This is a genomic window from Ruegeria sp. CDSA079, from assembly GCF_059612245.1.
The window spans coordinates 111451-127984 of sequence record NZ_JBXWQF010000006.1; the positions used below are offsets into that span (position 1 = coordinate 111451).

General features: G+C 57.2%; 20 protein-coding genes. 8 read left to right on the forward strand and 12 right to left on the reverse strand.

Annotation, left to right across the window (positions count from 1 at the left end; translation table 11 throughout):
• Nucleotides 1–21 precede the first annotated feature (21 nt).
• Both AC2FJZ_RS08310 and AC2FJZ_RS08315 read left to right on the forward strand, forming a co-directional pair.
• Nucleotides 22–1734: a tetratricopeptide repeat protein gene (locus AC2FJZ_RS08310; RefSeq protein WP_496776976.1), complete on the forward strand. Its 1713-nt coding sequence runs from the start codon at nt 22–24 to the stop codon at nt 1732–1734.
• Nucleotides 1724–2545: a 4-(cytidine 5'-diphospho)-2-C-methyl-D-erythritol kinase gene (locus AC2FJZ_RS08315; RefSeq protein WP_496776977.1), complete on the forward strand. Its 822-nt coding sequence runs from the start codon at nt 1724–1726 to the stop codon at nt 2543–2545. The genes AC2FJZ_RS08310 and AC2FJZ_RS08315 overlap by 11 nt, the downstream gene beginning before the upstream one ends.
• Here the strand turns inward: AC2FJZ_RS08315 and AC2FJZ_RS08320 are convergent.
• Entirely contained in the window at nt 2538–3536 is a 999-nt protein-coding gene (locus AC2FJZ_RS08320) for a polyprenyl synthetase family protein (protein WP_496668546.1), read from the reverse strand. The two genes, AC2FJZ_RS08315 and AC2FJZ_RS08320, sit on opposite strands and share 8 nt — an antisense overlap.
• A gap of 56 nt (nt 3537–3592) precedes the next feature.
• Here AC2FJZ_RS08320 and AC2FJZ_RS08325 point away from each other — a divergent pair, with 56 nt between their 5' ends.
• The 3 genes from AC2FJZ_RS08325 (at nt 3593) to AC2FJZ_RS08335 (ending at nt 4865) form a co-directional block, all read left to right on the forward strand.
• Nucleotides 3593–3808 carry a putative signal transducing protein gene (locus tag AC2FJZ_RS08325; RefSeq protein WP_050604033.1) on the forward strand — a complete coding sequence of 72 codons (216 nt, stop codon included), beginning with the start codon at nt 3593–3595 and terminating at the stop codon, nt 3806–3808.
• Complete coding sequence (locus AC2FJZ_RS08330) at nt 3805–4569, forward strand: tRNA1(Val) (adenine(37)-N6)-methyltransferase (protein WP_496776979.1); 765 nt, start codon at nt 3805–3807, stop codon at nt 4567–4569. Before AC2FJZ_RS08325 ends, AC2FJZ_RS08330 begins: the two co-directional genes overlap by 4 nt.
• Nucleotides 4570–4700: 131 nt before the next feature.
• Nucleotides 4701–4865, forward strand: a complete 165-nt coding sequence (locus AC2FJZ_RS08335; protein WP_083445267.1) for a YdcH family protein — start codon at nt 4701–4703, stop codon at nt 4863–4865.
• On the opposite strand, the gene yddG is transcribed toward AC2FJZ_RS08335, so the two are convergent.
• From yddG to AC2FJZ_RS08390, 11 genes are all read right to left on the reverse strand, one after another.
• Nucleotides 4862–5728 (reverse strand): aromatic amino acid exporter YddG, encoded by an 867-nt coding sequence (gene yddG, locus AC2FJZ_RS08340; RefSeq protein ID WP_496776980.1) that lies wholly within the window; start codon nt 5726–5728, stop codon nt 4862–4864. The two genes, AC2FJZ_RS08335 and yddG, sit on opposite strands and share 4 nt — an antisense overlap.
• Nucleotides 5725–6672, reverse strand: coding sequence for a transcriptional regulator GcvA (locus AC2FJZ_RS08345; RefSeq protein ID WP_496776982.1), 948 nt, complete (start codon nt 6670–6672; stop codon nt 5725–5727). The genes yddG and AC2FJZ_RS08345 overlap by 4 nt, the downstream gene beginning before the upstream one ends.
• A 300-nt stretch (nt 6673–6972) precedes the next feature.
• A complete protein-coding gene (gene phbB / locus AC2FJZ_RS08350) occupies nt 6973–7695 on the reverse strand; it encodes an acetoacetyl-CoA reductase (RefSeq protein WP_050604037.1) in 723 nt (240 codons plus the stop codon).
• A 187-nt stretch (nt 7696–7882) separates the two neighbouring features.
• The gene (locus AC2FJZ_RS08355; RefSeq protein WP_496776984.1) at nt 7883–9058 is read right to left on the reverse strand and encodes an acetyl-CoA C-acetyltransferase; all 1176 of its coding nucleotides are present in this window, start codon (nt 9056–9058) and stop codon (nt 7883–7885) included.
• 190 nt (nt 9059–9248) lie between these two features.
• The gene (locus AC2FJZ_RS08360; protein ID WP_496776986.1) at nt 9249–10082 is read right to left on the reverse strand and encodes an EAL domain-containing protein; all 834 of its coding nucleotides are present in this window, start codon (nt 10080–10082) and stop codon (nt 9249–9251) included.
• A 111-nt stretch (nt 10083–10193) separates the two neighbouring features.
• Entirely contained in the window at nt 10194–10382 is a 189-nt protein-coding gene (locus AC2FJZ_RS08365) for a hypothetical protein (protein ID WP_157054186.1), read from the reverse strand.
• A 93-nt stretch (nt 10383–10475) separates the two neighbouring features.
• The gene (locus AC2FJZ_RS08370) at nt 10476–11447 is read right to left on the reverse strand and encodes a sterol desaturase family protein (RefSeq protein WP_496776988.1); all 972 of its coding nucleotides are present in this window, start codon (nt 11445–11447) and stop codon (nt 10476–10478) included.
• Complete coding sequence (locus tag AC2FJZ_RS08375; protein WP_496668557.1) at nt 11444–11830, reverse strand: hypothetical protein; 387 nt, start codon at nt 11828–11830, stop codon at nt 11444–11446. Before AC2FJZ_RS08375 ends, AC2FJZ_RS08370 begins: the two co-directional genes overlap by 4 nt.
• A 59-nt stretch (nt 11831–11889) precedes the next feature.
• Nucleotides 11890–12219 carry a hypothetical protein gene (locus tag AC2FJZ_RS08380; protein WP_496776989.1) on the reverse strand — a complete coding sequence of 110 codons (330 nt, stop codon included), beginning with the start codon at nt 12217–12219 and terminating at the stop codon, nt 11890–11892.
• 84 nt (nt 12220–12303) lie between these two features.
• Nucleotides 12304–12666 (reverse strand): hypothetical protein, encoded by a 363-nt coding sequence (locus tag AC2FJZ_RS08385; RefSeq protein ID WP_496776990.1) that lies wholly within the window; start codon nt 12664–12666, stop codon nt 12304–12306.
• Between the two features lie 64 nt (nt 12667–12730).
• Entirely contained in the window at nt 12731–13297 is a 567-nt protein-coding gene (locus AC2FJZ_RS08390) for a TlpA disulfide reductase family protein (RefSeq protein WP_050604043.1), read from the reverse strand.
• 21 nt (nt 13298–13318) lie between these two features.
• Between AC2FJZ_RS08390 and argH the strand changes: the two genes are divergently transcribed.
• From argH to lysA, 3 genes are all read left to right on the forward strand, one after another.
• Complete coding sequence (gene argH / locus AC2FJZ_RS08395) at nt 13319–14707, forward strand: argininosuccinate lyase (RefSeq protein ID WP_496776992.1); 1389 nt, start codon at nt 13319–13321, stop codon at nt 14705–14707.
• Nucleotides 14707–14904, forward strand: coding sequence for a hypothetical protein (locus AC2FJZ_RS08400; RefSeq protein WP_050604229.1), 198 nt, complete (start codon nt 14707–14709; stop codon nt 14902–14904). The genes argH and AC2FJZ_RS08400 overlap by 1 nt, the downstream gene beginning before the upstream one ends.
• A 304-nt stretch (nt 14905–15208) precedes the next feature.
• Nucleotides 15209–16474, forward strand: coding sequence for a diaminopimelate decarboxylase (lysA, locus tag AC2FJZ_RS08405; protein WP_496776993.1), 1266 nt, complete (start codon nt 15209–15211; stop codon nt 16472–16474).
• Nucleotides 16475–16534 lie beyond the last annotated feature (60 nt).

Here is a 16534-nt window from a genome sequence, read left to right on the forward strand (position 1 = left end):
CGATAGCAAGGCAGGATTTCGGTGGTTTCCCTCGTTCGTCGCGCGGCTTTGTCCGTGCTGCTCATGTCGTCGGTCGCAGTACCGGCTTACTCAGACTCGGGCGCAGGGTCATATTTGGCCGGGCGACAGGCAATCTACGAAAGTGATTATGCCGCAGCCGAGCGGTATTATGCCCAAGCCCTGAAGTTCGATTCCCAAAATCCCCTTTTGCTGGAAAGCGTTGTTGTGGCGCGCCTTGCATTGGGCGAGATCGAACGCGCATTGCCGATCGCCCAGCAGATCGAAGCAGCCAACCTGCCCAGCCAGGGCGCACGCATGGTGATTGCGGCCAATCTGATTGCAGATGGCAAGTATGACGTCCTTCTGGCCCGCGACCCTGAAACACAGGGTGTCGGGCCATTGGTGGACGGGTTGATGATCGCTTGGGCCCACTTGGCGCAGGGTGAGATGACAAAGGCGATGGAGCAGTTTGATGCCGTTGCCACGCAAGAGGGCCTGACGGAATTTGCGCTGTATCACAAGGCTATGGCTTTGGCCTCAATCGGCGATTTTGAAGGTGCCGAGGCGGTCTTTGCAGCCAATGACGGCGCGATTGCACGCTTTACGCGTCGGGCGGCTTTGGCACGAACCGAGGTCTTGTCGCAACTGGATCAGAACGAAGACGCAATTCAGTTCCTAGAAGATGTCTTCGTCGCAGGCAGCGACCCGACCATCGAAAACTATACCAGCCAGTTGGAGGCGGGTGAAACGTTGCCCTTTACCCATATCCGTTCTGCTCAGGATGGTATGGCCGAGGTTTTCTTTTCCGTTGGTGTCGCGCTGAACGCTGAGGCGTCGCCGGACTATGTTCTTCTTTACACACGATTGGCCAGTTTTCTGCGCCCAGGTCACGTGGATGCCATTCTGCTGAGCGCAGACCTACTTGACCAGCTGGAGCAATACGACCTGGCGGTTGCGGCCTATCGTACGGTTCCGGCGGACAGCAACGATCACCACGCGGCAGAGCTGGGTCGGGCCGAGGTTCTGGACCGCTCGGGTAAAACCGATGCTGCCGTCGAGGTGCTGCAAAACCTGGCAACGCAAGATCCTGACCTTCCGGGTGTGCATGTGGCATTGGCCGATCTGCAGCGGCGTCAGGAAAACTATCAGGCGGCAGTGACGTCTTATGACACGGCAATCGCGCTGACAGACAATGCGGCAGGGGGCAACTGGTTCTTGCACTATGCCCGCGGCATCAGCCACGAGCGGCTGAAACAGTGGGACGAGGCCGAAGCAGATTTCCGCCGTGCTCTTGAGCTGAACCCGGATCAGCCGCAAGTTCTGAATTATCTGGGCTATTCCCTTGTCGAGCGCAAAGAGAAACTGGACGAGGCGCTGGACATGATTCAACGCGCCGCCGCGGCCCGTCCGGACAGCGGTTACATTGTCGACAGCCTGGGCTGGGTCCTGTTCCGTCTGGGTCGCTATGACGAAGCTGTTGAGCAGATGGAGCGTGCCGTAGAGCTGATGCCGGTCGATCCGGTGGTGAATGACCATCTGGGCGATGTCTATTGGGCAGTGGGCCGGGCGCGTGAGGCCGAATTCCAGTGGAAACGGGCGCTGTCTTTTATCGACCCGGAAGATACCGATAGTGAGGCCGACCCGGATCGTATTAGGCGCAAGATCGAGGTGGGGCTGGATGCCGTGCTGGCCGAAGAAGGTGCCGAACCTTTGAAAGTCGCTAATGGAAATTGAGGCGTTTGCGCCCGCCAAGATCAACCTGACCCTGCATGTGACCGGTCGCCGGGACGACGGCTATCATTTGTTGGATTCGCTGGTGGTCTTTGCAGACATGGGCGATCAGCTGACATTTGAACCCGGACCTGCATTGTCCATGGATGTGCGCGGAGAGTTTTCCAATGGGGTTCCCACGGACGACCGCAATCTGGTGTGGAAAGCAGCCGAGGGCGTTGGTTGGACCGGGCATATCGAGCTCAGCAAATCTTTGCCCCACGGTGCGGGTATCGGGGGCGGTTCGTCGGATGCCGCTACCACACTTCGGACTTTGGCGGGGCAAGGCTTTGATGTTCCACCGAATTTGCCGTTGTCATTGGGGGCAGATGTGCCCGTCTGTCAGGCGGGCCGAGCGATCAGGATGCAGGGCATTGGTGACCGATTGGTTGATGTGAACCTTCCGCACCTGCCGGCCCTATTGGTCAACCCGAACATACCAGTGCCGACAGGCGCCGTTTTCAACGGGCTGGCGTCCAGAGACAATCCACCGATGCCAGAGTGTATCCCTGAATTCGAAAACGCTTACGATTGCGCCCAGTGGCTGCGCGAACAGCGAAACGATCTGGAGCAGCCTGCCGTGGCCGTTGCGCCCGAGATCGAGCAGGTTCTGGATGAGTTGAGCACGACCAATCGCGCCCTTGTGGCGCGCATGTCGGGGTCGGGGTCAACCTGCTTTGCGCTTTACCCGACGATGAAAGACGCACATTTCGCAGCTTATGAGATCGGCGCAGCCCATTCTGGTTGGTGGTGCCGCGCCACTCAGCTTAATTGAGGCGCGAGACCACGTAATCGGCCAGGTCACGCAGCAGGCTGCGAATCTCGTGATCAGGCAACAGGTCCAATGCGGCTTTGGCTTTCTTGACCCAACCCAAAGCGTCTTTCCGGGTTTCTTCAAGCGTGGCGTATTTTTCCATCAGCCGCAGCGCATGATCCAGATCGCCGTCCTGCTGACGACCCTTTTCAATGGTACGCTCCCAGAAGGTGCGCTCCTCGGGTGTGGCTTGAGCCACGGCCTTGATCACTGGAAGGGTCAGCTTGCGTTCGCGGAAATCATCGCCCACGTTCTTACCGGTTGCCTTGCTGTCGCCCTGATAGTCCAGCAGGTCGTCCGCAATCTGGAAAGCGATGCCCAATGAGTCACCGTAGTCGAACAGGGCTTTGACCTGTTCTTCCGACGCGCCAGCGATCACGCCGCCGACCTCGGTCGCAGCAGAGAACAACGCGGCTGTCTTGCCGCGTACAACCTGCAAATAAACGCTTTCATCCGTGCGCAGATCAGTTGCCGCCGTCATCTGCAACACTTCGCCTTCTGCAATGGTGGCCGAGGCGTTGGCCAGAATGTCCAATACCCGAAGTGAGCCGGTTTCGACCATCAGTTGGAAGCTACGCGAAAACAGGTAATCGCCGACCAGAACGCTGGATTTGTTATCCCACAGCAGATTTGCGGTTGGACGACCGCGTCGTTTATCGCTTTCGTCCACCACGTCGTCATGCAGCAGGGTCGCGGTGTGAATAAATTCAACAGTAGCGGCAAGGCGCACATGGTGGTCGCCAGCATAGCCAAACAGATGCGCGGCGGCCAATGTCAGCATTGGACGCAGACGCTTTCCACCCGCTTCAACAAGATGCTGAGTCACCTCGGGGATACGCGGCGCGTGGTCCGACGCCATCCGTGTGCGGATCAGGCCATTCACGGCCTCCATCTCACCCGCCAACAGTTCAGCGAGGCGCTCATGCGGTTTTGAGATCATGTCGACGGTCATCACACTCCTGATACAAGGCTCGACTTCCGCCTCGCCTTGCCCTTACATCCATCCCCATGAAAGAACTACTGCGCAGTACCGATCCGACAATCCTGGCCTTTGCATCCGCTCTCCTTGAGGGCGAGGATATAGACTGCTTTCAGATGGACGTAAATATGAGCATCCTCGAAGGTGGTATCGGAATCTTCCCCCGGCGCCTCATGGTTCGGGCCGAAGACCTGACTCGGGCCGAGCGTGTAATGCGCGATAATGAGATTCCGCTGGGCCGATGACCCGCTTTGATGACAAAGAATTGACCTGCAACGATTTCCTGGGTGGCCAGATTCGTATGTTGCAACCCGTGTCGGGGTATCGCGCCGGGTTAGACCCGGTTTTGCTGGCTGCGTCTGTTCCTGCTAAGGCCGGGCAGTCCGTATTGGAACTGGGATGTGGTGCCGGAGCGGCCATTCTGTGTCTGTCGGCACGGGTTCCCGGCCTTCATTTGACAGGTATCGAATTGCAACAGGCTTATGCCGATCTGGCGCGCCGGAACGCGGAGATCAACAGTGTGGAACTGGATTTGATTGAGGCAGACCTATCCGCTTTGCCGGCCGAGATCCGGCAGCGCCAGTTCGATCACGTCATTGCCAATCCCCCCTATTACCGCGCCGGAGCGCATAGTCGCGCCCGCGACGCTGGCCGAAGCATTGCTTTGGGGGAAGACACCCCCTTGCATGACTGGATTACTGTTGCGGCCAAACGTCTGGCCCCGCAAGGGTATCTGCATATGGTCCAGAAGGCAGATCGCCTGCCGGACATGATAGTGGCCTGTGCGGGCAAACTGGGCTCGGTTGAAGTGTTGCCGCTCTGCGCACGCGCAGGTCGAGAGGCCGAACTGGTCATATTGCGGGCTCGCAAGGGGGGGCGTGCGGCATTTCGCCTCCATGCGCCATTGATTTTGCACGCGGGCGAGCACCACGAAACAGATGGCGAAAGCTATACCGAGCAGGTTTCCGCAGTTCTTCGGCAGGCCGCCCCGTTGCCCCGGTTCTGACGTCCATCGGCAATGACCAGCCTATTTTGTCGGATTTATTTCAGATTCTGTGCTTGTGCAGCGTGACAGGGTGGAAACGATGTGGTCAACTTCTTACGTGACATACAGACACGTAAACAAGGAGGATCGCAATGAGCGTGAGCGCACATCTGACGGAACTGAAGAAAAAGCACGAATCTCTCGGTCTCGAAGTGGAACAAGCCCAACGCTCGCCGGGCATTGATGATCTCCATATAGCTCAGTTAAAGAAACAGAAGCTCAAACTCAAAGAAGAGATCGAACGCCTGTCCGCTTAAGCTTTCAGGCTGGCGCGGGCCGCGATCAAGGCCCCGCCAGTGATCAGAAAGGCCGCAATCGCCAGACCCCAGGATGGGGCGGTGATTCCGGCGACCACCAAAGCAAGGGTCGACAATAACGGGGCCGCATAAGATGAGGTTCCGAGGATTTGAATGTCGCCTTGCTTGACCCCAATATCCCAAACATAAAACGCCGCTCCGACAGGCCCCAGGCCAAGCGCCAGAACCGAGACCCAGCCAAGAGTTGTGTCTGGAAATACCGTGTCTTCCAAAGCCAGATGTAGCAGGCCAGACGCCAGCGCGGCTGCAAGGCAAAATACCGCGACCGAACTGGTTGGTGTATCACCCAGTTTGCGCGACAGGACGGAATAGCCCGACCATGTCAGCGCGCAGAGCAGGGCCAATGCGTATCCGGGCAAGTGTTGTGCCTGAAAACCTGCCCCGCCGCCGCCTGCGATGATCACAGCAGCCCCTGCAAAGCCAAGACAGGCCCCGATCAGATGCCCGATGCGCAGATGTTCACCCGGAAGCAGTCCCGACATAAGCACGATGAGCAGAGGCCAGAGATAGGCGATCAACCCAGCCTCGGCCGCGGGGGCCATGCGCAGGGCTGAAAAATACAGCGCGTGATAGCCAAACAGACCCAAAGTACCAAACAGGTAAGTGGTCCAGGGAACCTTTTTCAAACCGCTCAACCCGCCGGTTGCCGTCGCCCAGATCAGACCCAAAGCGCCGCCGATCGTAAAGCATATTGTGTTCAGCAGAAGAGGCGGAGTGGGCGCAGACCCGACAGTGAACAACGCAAGTAGGGACCACAGTAAAACGGCCACAAAACCGATAGCCGTTGCATGCATTTTTGTCATAGGGGGGAAACCTCTTCAATCGGTATGATTTTGAACTCATCCGATATATGCGCGGTTTTTTCAATTTCAGTCAGGAACCAATCGCGAAAAGCCGCGATTTGAGGTTTTTTCTCGGCCCCCGGAAGGCACAAGAACCGGAACCGACCTTTGGTTTCCAAGGCTGTTTTGAACGGCGCAACCAATCGGCCTTCGGTCAGATCCTTGAGAATCATGGCGCGCCGCCCAAGTGCCACGCCAACACCGGCGACGGCAGCATCGATCGCGTGATCGGCATTGGAAAAATGCGCGCCATGGGTTGGGGTGAAATCGATGCCCACGGCGCGGAACCAGGCAGGCCAGTCGCAGGGCGGGGTTAGAAAGCTGATCGACTCGTCATGGATCAAAGGGGCTTTTTGCAGGCTATCCGGAGTGGGGAATTGTTCCGCCAATTCCGGGGTCATGACAGGGGTCAGCCATTCCTTTCGCACAGGAACAGAGTACAACCCTTCGTCTGCCGCGTTGCCGAAACGGATGGCGACATCCACGTCGTCCCGCTCAAGGTCCATGTTGCGCAGCGTGGCCGAGAATTTCAGATCGATTTCAGGATGTGCTCGGGCGAACTCGTACAGCCGTGGGGCCAGCCATTTGGCCGTCAGCGCGGGACCTGCGGTAACGGTCAGGCTGTTGTTGTCTTCTTGCCTTCGCACTGCGCGCCACGCGGATTGCAATGTTGCAAAGCCTTCAGACGCGCCAGGAGCAAGAGCGCGACCTGCCTCGGTCAGTTCAACGGCGCGGTTCAAACGGCGAAACAGCGGTCGCCCCAGATGTTCCTCAAGCGATTTGATCTGAAAGGACAGGGCGGCTGGCGTTACATGCAATTCCTCTGCCGCCTTCGCGAAAGACATGTGCCGGGCCGCGGCGTCAAACGCACGGAGCGCGGTCAGCGGTGGAAGATAGTCACTCATAGTGAAGTAAATCTTAACTGAAGGTCCAAGAAAGCTCGTTTGTCGGCTTGTAATTAGAAGCACATATTCGCATCAGGTCAAGCAAATCTAAGTTGAAACAAGGAGACGGCCATGATCGAGATGACGACAAATCCCGCCGCCCAGATGGCGATCCTGCGCGCCCATCAAGAGCGCAGCCAGGTGGTCTGGCAGTTTTGGGGATGGATTTTCGGTTCCCGCTGATCGCTGCGCGCGCGATCTTACGGGATAAGAAAGGGCCGGTCCAAATGGACCGGCCCGTTTTTTCTTCTGATATACGGATCAGACGAAGAACTGCGCACCGTTGGCCGAGATGGTCGAGCCGTTGATGAACTGCGAGTCATCCGAGGCCAGGAACGCAACACAGCGCGCGATTTCTTCAGGCTCACCCAAACGTCCAGCCGGGATCTGGCCGATGATGGCCTCGCGGACCTTTTCGGGCACTGCCATAACCATTTCGGTTGCGATGTAGCCGGGGCAGATCGCGTTGGCGGTGATGCCTGCACGTGCGCCTTCCTGCGCCAGAGACTTCACAATACCCAGATCACCTGCTTTGGTCGCGGCATAGTTTACTTGCGCGAACTGGCCTTTCTGACCGTTGATCGAACTGATGACGATCACGCGACCAAACTTGCGCTCGCGCATGCCAGGCCAAACAGGGTGCACGGTGTTGAACACTCCGGTCAGATTGGTGTCGATCACGTCTTTCCACTGATCGGGCGTCATTTTGTGGAATGGTGCATCGCGGGTGATGCCTGCGTTGGCGACAACGATATCGATGGGGCCAACTTCGGCCTCCACTTTCTCGATGCCTGCTTTGGATTCGTCATAATCGGCGACGTTCCACTTGTAGGTCTTGATACCGGTCTCTTCGGTGAACTTCGCGGCGGCTTCGTCATTCCCTGCATAGGTGGCCGCAACATTGTACCCTTCGGCCTTGAGCGCCTTGGAAATTGCTGCGCCGATGCCGCGGGAACCGCCGGTAACGAGTGCTGTACGTGCCATTTATGACTCCTCCAATTTCAGTTGTCTTGATAATGCTGTTACTTTGAGAGGTGATCTTGCGCAATATTGTTTCGTCATTATTCTTCGGATTCCGAATGGCAATATCGTCGCATCAAAGGGGCAATACCCCAATGTAACAAAAAAGGGCGTCCAGCGGACGCCCTTTTCTATTTGGTTTTTGGAACACTTAGTCGCGCTCCACACACAGGGCGACACCCATGCCGCCACCGATGCACAAGGTCGCCAGACCTTTCTTCGCGTTGCGGCGCTTCATTTCGAACAGAAGCGTGTTCAGAACGCGGCAGCCCGAGGCGCCGATCGGGTGGCCAATCGCAATCGCGCCGCCGTTGACGTTCACGATTGAAGGATCCCAACCCATGTCCTTGTTTACAGCGCAGGCTTGCGCGGCAAAGGCTTCGTTGGCTTCGACCAGATCCAGATCGTCAACCGACCAGCCTGCCTTTTCCAGCGCCTTGCGCGAGGCATAGATCGGGCCTACGCCCATGATCGACGGGTCCAGACCTGCAGTTGCATAAGATGCGATGCGGGCCAGGGGTTCGATCCCGCGCTTTTCCGCGTTTTCAGCGGACATCAGCAGGGTCGCGGCGGCACCGTCATTCAAGCCCGACGCGTTGGCGGCGGTCACCGAACCGTCTTTGGCGAAAGCCGGACGCAGCTTTGCCATGGCATCCATTGTTGCGCCGTGACGGATGTACTCGTCCTTGTCCATCACGATGTCACCCTTGCGGGTCTTGATGGTGAAGGGCACGATCTCATCCGCGAAATTGCCTGCTTTTTGAGCGGCTTCGGCCTTGTTCTGCGAGGCAACAGCGAATTCATCCTGCATGTCGCGGCTGATCTGCCATTTTTCGGCAACATTCTCGGCAGTCTGGCCCATGTGGTAGCCGTTGAAAGCATCCCACAAACCGTCGCGGATCATTGTGTCGATATACTTCATATCGCCCATCTTGTGGCCAGCGCGCAAAGCGGCGGCGTGGGGTGACAGAGTCATGTTTTCCTGACCACCGGCAGCGACGATCTCGGCATCGCCCAACTGAATGTGCTGTGCGCCAAGGGCCACGGCGCGCAGGCCCGAACCACAAACCTGGTTGATCCCCCAGGCCGCGCTTTCCTGCGGCAGGCCGGCGTTGATATGGGCCTGACGGGCAGGGTTCTGGCCTTGGGCGGCTGTTAGAACCTGCCCCAAAATGGTTTCGCTGACTTCGCCTTTCTCTACTCCGGCGCGTTCGACAACTGCCTCCAGGACGGCAGCGCCCAGATCATGTGCAGGGGTGTTCGCAAACGAACCACCAAAGCTGCCGACACCTGTGCGTGCGGCGGATGCGATTACTACGTTGGTCATATGATCAGTCCTTTACCGTCATGGGCCAGCGGAATGTCTGACGGCGCAGGCCGAGAGGAGCCCTCTCGAAACAAGAGCGCCCCGTGATCCCCCGCTCAAGTACCCATGCAATAGCGTAATGCTGCACTTGCAGCAACGGTCAGCTTGTCTCAGCGTCAATTGAGGAAAACACTTTCCCGATTAAACAGGGTTAAGTCCCTGACTTTGATATTTTTTCCTGGTTCCAGGGGGCCGAGACGCTGGGCGCGCCATACAGGTAGCCTTGCAGGCAATCCACACCAACGGACATCAGGAACGCCGCATCCTCTTGAGTTTCGACCGATTCGGCAGTGACCAGAATCTCAAACTCCCGTGCCACCGCGATCAAGGCGCGCACCAGTGTCTGATTGTCGGGATTGTTACTGATGCCCCGAACAAATTGACCGTCGATCTTGGCGGCATCGAAAAAAAACTCACGAAAGTGACGGAAACTGAAATTGCTGGCACCAAAATCGTCAAGTGCAAAGGCGATACCGCGATCCTGTAGGCGATCCATAAAGTCGATGACCAATTCGGGCACCTGCATCGCCGAGCTTTCAGATATTTCAAGGATCAGCCGCTCACCCAGTGCGGAGTCCCGCTTGAGGAACCGATCAAGAATAGCCGACCATTTCGAATATCCGATCGATCGCGCCGACATATTGATCGACAGACGAATCTCAGGGTTCCGCACCAGAGTTCGCAGCCCAAACTCCAGCGCAACACAATCCAGGTCCCGGCCAATGGGGGTATTCTCAACCTGTGGCATGAACTCGCGCGCAGGGATGACCCGCCCCGTTTCATCTAGGACGCGAATGAACCCTTCGTAAAACGCAATACCATGCGGAGGATGTGTTTGCACGACGGGCTGAAAAGCCAGCTTGCACTGTTTGTGTTTCACCGCATCGGTTGCCATCTGAACAACCGAACGATCACGGGTCGACACCGCAGCGTTCAGCGGGTTTTCCGATCCATCGGGCAGATTAGCGAGTTTCTTGTTTCCCATAGCGCCGATTCCCATGTGCCCGTGACAGTTGGTTTGTCCAGGGCAGGTGTTTCGACACAGTTTCGGGGTAAACAGATGAATCTGCGGTTAAGGTGCCAGCAGTTTCAGGAATTATCGAGAGGTGTTCCAAGCGCGGGCAAGGGACGATGCTGCACTCAACACAGCTCCTATGGCGCCTGACAACATCAGGGCAAAGCCCAACACGATCCACACAGGTGCAGCGCCATTCAATGCTGCAAACATCGCGAGCAAAAGGCCGGATAACCCGAAATAGGTAGAAATCACTGCCAAACGGTTCATATCGACCCTCGTTCACTCTTTGACCACAGTTGAGTGTCGATATGGCCCGTAAGGCCTAATTTTCAAGGGGTATTGCGGGTGCCGCAGCCTGTATCAAACACGTTCTGCCTGTCCGCTGGGCAGTTTAGTGTCGAATTGTTCAAATCCGGGCGTTCCGCGATCTTCTGGATGGTGGGCCAGATGTTTGGCCTTGATCTGTTCCGAGCTGTCGCGGCTGCCATCGTGACTGTATCCCGGCGGAGCAAAGCAATAAGCCAACCGTTGACGCAGTGTCAGACCGGGTTGGATCGCATCACGCCAGATGCCTACCCATTCGTGAAAGGCCACACGCAGCGGGTTGAAGGTACCGATATTGTGAACCAGCCCGAAATCGACGCGGTCGTTTTCCTGTTCTGGCACGAAAGTACTGAACATCTTGTCCCAGATGATGAAGACACCCGCGTAATTGCAATCCAGATACCGTGCATTTCGGCCGTGATGGGCGCGGTGATGGCTGGGTGTGTTCATAACGGCCTCGAACCAGCGGGGCATCTTTCCGATGGCTTCGGTGTGGATCCAGAACTGATAGATCAGGTTCAATCCGCCTACAAACAGAACCATGGCTGGATGGAACCCGATCAGGATCAATGGCGCGCGCACAACCATCATGAGCGTAAAGGTATAAGTCCAGGGCTGCCGCAGAGCGGTTGTCAGGTTGTAATGTTGCGAGCTGTGGTGGTTGACGTGGTTGGCCCAAACCCAGCGGATGCGATGGCCAAAACGATGCACCCAGTAATAGCGGAAATCGTCCAGCACAAAGCACAGGATGATCACTGGGATCGAAGTTCCCAAATCAAGCGGTGTGATCTGCCACAGCCACATAAAAAAGCCATAGGCGATAAAGCCCAGCAAAAACCCGGACGCAATATTGCCCGCGCCCATGATCAGCGAGGTCACTGCATCACGCGTCTCGTACCGCCCGCCTTTGCCCTTGACGGCGATCCACAAGAACTCTGCCAAAATCGCAGCCACAAAAAAGGGAACCGCCCATTGAACGGCATCGGGGAAACTGATCTGATCTGTCATTCGGGCTCCATCAGGTGACGCCAGTGCGCGCGCTCTATTTCGTCCAGGCGGATGAGGGTGCCAGGGGTGCCGAAGTCATGAAACTGGATCTCAAAACCTTCGGGGTGCTCGATCCAGTCGAAATCCAGCAGATGACGGGCCACGGTATCGGCGCCAAACGACCACAGCAGCCCTGCGCCGGTTTCTGTGCGCACCAGCGCAGCGTGACGGTCATTCGAGACCGTGACATCAATGATGGTGTCGTCCGGTGCGTGTCGCAACCATTGATCGCGTGCGGTTTCGGGTGTCAGCACGAAAGGTTCCGACCGACCCGTCAGATGTAAAAGCAGTGTGATCCCGGCGATTCCTCCGACCACCAGAATCAATAGAATTTCCAAGGGCATCCCATCCTCCTGCGGATACCCTGCAAAGACGTGTTGAGGCTGTCAAAGGTGGCGTTGCGTCAGGTACGTTCCAGACGTTCAAGGATTTCATATTGGACAACGCGCTGAACGAAGGGCACCAACCCATCAGGGCCCGAGGCCCGATCCTTGAGGTGGATGCAGATATCCGGACGGCGGGCAGCAATGATGCCTACCACTTCGCCGCGGACCGTGTCGTCCAGACCCGCCCCCAAAATGGCACAGGCAATCCGAGGCTCAGCATCCAACTGCTTTCTGACTTCGTCCGTGTCGTGCGCACCCAGCCATTGAATCGGCAGGTGATCCAGTTGCCGTGCTACATCCCCAATCACATTTGGCAACCGTCCGATTAGCAGTACGACAGGTTTCATCGTTGCCTCCTTTCCAATGGGCATACAAAACCGGCCCGTTTCGGGCTTGTTCCACTATAGCACATTTGGAATCGGGCTTCGTGACTAGTTCGAAATCGTCATGGCTGTGGCCTTACCTTTGCCCTTCTCGCGGGTGAAGGTTACCTGATTGCCGTCGATCGAGACTTTCTGACAATCTTCAGGAAGTTGATTTTTGCCTATGACGACGTTTCTGCAAAAGTATCTTTTGTTCCAAACCCAGGCACCGACGACTTTTCCGTTTTTTCCTGTGTCACCCGTGATCTTCCCGTCTGCTGAAACAATTAGCCATGTACTACCGCTCACAAGCTTCTTGCCTACAATGGTTTCCATGAATTGTTGTTTCTTCTTAATGTCTTTGGCATCAGCCACAGACGTTAGTCCGGTGACAAGACATGCAGCAACAGCCAGATTGAAAATGAGTTTCATAAACTATCCTCCCACGCTTTAAGCGCGAGACGGTACCATAATTCTGCAAATTTTTCTAATCGTGTTAACTTTCTGCGCCAACAAGCGTCGAGATGATCGCCTTGGCGCTGTCAGAATTCCATTCGGCATCGCCGATCAGGCGGGCGATTTCCTGACCTTCAGGGTTCAGGATGACCGTGATCGGCAGCGCAATTACCCCGAACTCACGCGCGGCAGCCGAGCTGGGGTCCTGATGGCGGGGCAGGTTGGCAATGCCATTCTCTTCAAAGAATTTCTTGATACCGGCAGGTGAGTTGCGACCCGTGGCCAATGTCAGGACCTGAAACTTGTCGCCGCCGAATTCTTCCTGAAGCTCAGCAATCTGAGGCATTTCCTTGCGGCAAGGTGCACACCACGTGGCCCAGAAATTCAGCAGCACATATTTGCCCTCATAATCCGCAAGCGTGCCAACACCGCCATCGTCCTCCAGCTGGAATTCGATCGATTTGGCGGGTTTGGGTTCCTTGTGCAGGATCAAACGCTTCAGGCTGTCTTCCCGCAGCGGGGCGAGTGTCTCGGCATCGGTCGCTAATGCGGCGTTTGCACCCAGCGCAAGGGCCATATAAAGGGGGATCAGACGAAATAGGCGCATATCAACTCCGGGTTTTCTTACATGACCGATCAATCTTCGAACCAGATGTGGGGCGGCCGCTTTGCCGCCGGTCCAGACGCGATCATGGAGGCAATCAATGCCTCGATCGGGTTCGATCAGCGGATGGCAGCCCAGGACATCGCAGGCTCGCGCGCCCATGCCGCCATGCTGGCTGCCACAGGCGTTATAAGTGATAGTGATGCGCAGGCTATTCGGGAAGGGCTGCTCACCGTTTTGTCAGAAATCCAGAACGGAGAGTTTCAGTTCTCGACCGCGCTGGAAGACATTCACATGAATGTCGAGGCGCGGCTGAAAGAAGTGGTTGGTGAGCCCGCAGGCCGTCTGCACACGGGTCGGTCGCGCAACGACCAAGTGGCGACCGATTTCAAACTCTGGGTCCGTGATCAGCTGGACGCGGCAGAATCCGGCCTTTTGGCTCTGATCCGCGCGCTTTTGGCGCAGGCTCAGGCGGGGGCCGATTGGGTGATGCCCGGCTTTACCCACCTGCAAACAGCGCAGCCAGTGACATGGGGCCACCACATGATGGCCTATGTCGAGATGTTTGGCCGCGACCTGTCGCGCGTCCGCGATGCGCGCACGCGCATGAACGAATCCCCGCTGGGCGCTGCGGCCCTGGCCGGAACGTCATTTCCCATCGACCGCCACATGACGGCTGAGGCGCTGGGCTTTGACCGCCCTGCTGCAAACTCGCTGGATGCTGTCAGCGACCGCGACTTTGCGTTGGAATTCTTGTCGACCGCCTCGATCTGTGCCGTCCACCTGTCGCGGTTTGCCGAAGAGCTGGTGATCTGGTCCTCGGCCCAGTTCCGGTTTGTGACGCTGTCCGACCGCTTTTCGACCGGCTCATCCATCATGCCACAGAAGAAAAACCCCGACGCGGCAGAGCTGATCCGCGCCAAGGTGGGGCGTATCTATGGGGCCAACACAGCGCTGATGATGGTGATGAAGGGGCTGCCGCTGGCCTATTCCAAGGATATGCAGGAAGACAAAGAGCAGGTCTTTGACGCGGCCGACAACTGGATGCTGGCGCTGGCCGCGATGGAGGGCATGGTCAAGGACATGACCGCCAATCAGGACAGTCTGGCTGCGGCTGCGGGGTCTGGTTTCTCGACCGCGACCGATCTGGCCGACTGGCTGGTGCGGGTTTTGGGCCTGCCTTTCCGCGATGCCCATCACGTGACCGGTTCGCTGGTGGCGATGGCCGAAAGCAAAGTCTGCGACCTGCCTGATCTGACGCTTGAGGATATGCAATCGGTTCACACAGAAATCACCGACGACGTCTATTCTGTTCTTACCGTGCAAAATTCGGTAAACTCGCGCCAGTCTTACGGCGGTACGGCCCCAGATCAGGTGCGTGCCCAGGTCGAACGATGGAAGGCGATGATGTGATGTCTGCGCTGCGTGCAATCCTGATTATTGTCACCGGCCTCACGCTGGCCGGTTGCGGGGCTGATGGCGAGCCAGTTCAACCCACAGCGCCACAACCCACAGTCAGTGCAACCATCGGGGTTGGCTCAAGCGGTGCCTATGTCGGCGGAGGAGTAGGCCTGAGCCGTGGGCCGCTTGGAATTTATCTTGGTTTCTGACCAGTCTTGGTATTGCGGACCCACCCGGGAAACGCCACGTTGCGCCAGAGTGCCAACGCACGTGACATCAAAAGAAAAGATGCTGAAATGAGAACAATAGGACTGGTACTGGTGCTTTCGGTGCTGGCAGCGTGTGAACCGTCTTCATCGAGACGACCAGAGCCTGCGGTCGAACCTAGGCAGTCCGGCAGTGGCATATCGATCTCGGGCTATGGCCGGGTTGGGGTATCGACCCGAAATTAACCGGGTCGAGGGATTCGGAATCCATTGATTTTAAGCTGTCTTCTGGTCTAAGCGCGCAGGCATGGATCATTTTCTTTACCGCGACGGCGCGCTTTTCGCCGAAGATGTCCCTGTCTCCGAAATCGCAGCCGCGGTCGGAACGCCGTTTTATGTCTATTCCACGGCGACTTTGCTGCGGCATTTCCAGTTGTTCGATGATGCGCTCGAAGGTACGGACCACCTTGTCTGTTACGCGATGAAGGCAGCCAGCAATCAGGCGATCCTGAAAACGCTGGCGCAGGCGGGCGCGGGAATGGATGTGGTCTCGGGCGGGGAGTATCTGCGGGCCAAGGCGGCAGGTGTTCCGGGTAACAAGATCGTTTTCTCGGGCGTGGGCAAAACAGCCGATGAGATTCGCACCGCGCTGACTGGTGGCATCCGCCAGTTTAACGTCGAATCCGAGCCAGAGATGGACGTGATCAACGCCGTTGCACTGGAACTGGGCGTTGTCGCGCCGATCACTGTTCGGGTGAACCCGGATGTGGACGCCAAGACCCACGCCAAGATCGCAACCGGCAAGTCCGAAAACAAGTTCGGCATCCCGATTGCCCGTGCCTCAGAGGTTTATGCCCACGCCGCCAGCCTGCCGGGGTTGGAGGTGATCGGCATTGACGTCCATATCGGCTCGCAACTGACCGAGCTTGAACCGTTCGAACTGGCCTATACCAAGGTTGCAGAGCTGACGGAACAATTGCGCGCCAAAGGTCACAATATTCGCCGCCTCGATCTGGGGGGCGGGTTGGGCATCCCCTACACGCGCTCGAATGACGCGCCGCCGCTACCGGTGGAATACGGCGCCCTGATCAAGAAAACACTCGGTCATCTGGGCTGCGAGATCGAAATCGAGCCGGGTCGCCTTATCGCAGGCAATGCCGGGTTGATGGTCAGCAAGGTGATTTATGTGAAGTCGGGGGAAGGTCGCGATTTCCTGATCCTCGACGGAGCCATGAACGACCTGATCCGCCCTGCGATGTATGAGGCACACCACGACATCGTTGCGGTGCAGGAACCGGCTGCCGGGGTCGAACAGCAACCTTATGACATCGTGGGTCCGGTGTGCGAATCGGGCGATACTTTCGCCAAGCAACGTAATATGCCACCATTGAAGTCGGGCGACCTGATCGCCTTCCGCAGCGCGGGTGCGTATGGCGCGGTTATGGCCAGTGAATACAACACACGCCCCCTGATCCCCGAAGTTCTGGTCAATGGTGATCAATTTGCAGTCATTCGTGAACGGCCAAGCTTTGACGAAATCATAAACCGCGATACCATACCATCGTGGCTTTGACGCGATAATCGCGCGGGCCCAACCCGGAGGCCCGCCTTGACCAACAGATCGAACCTGCCC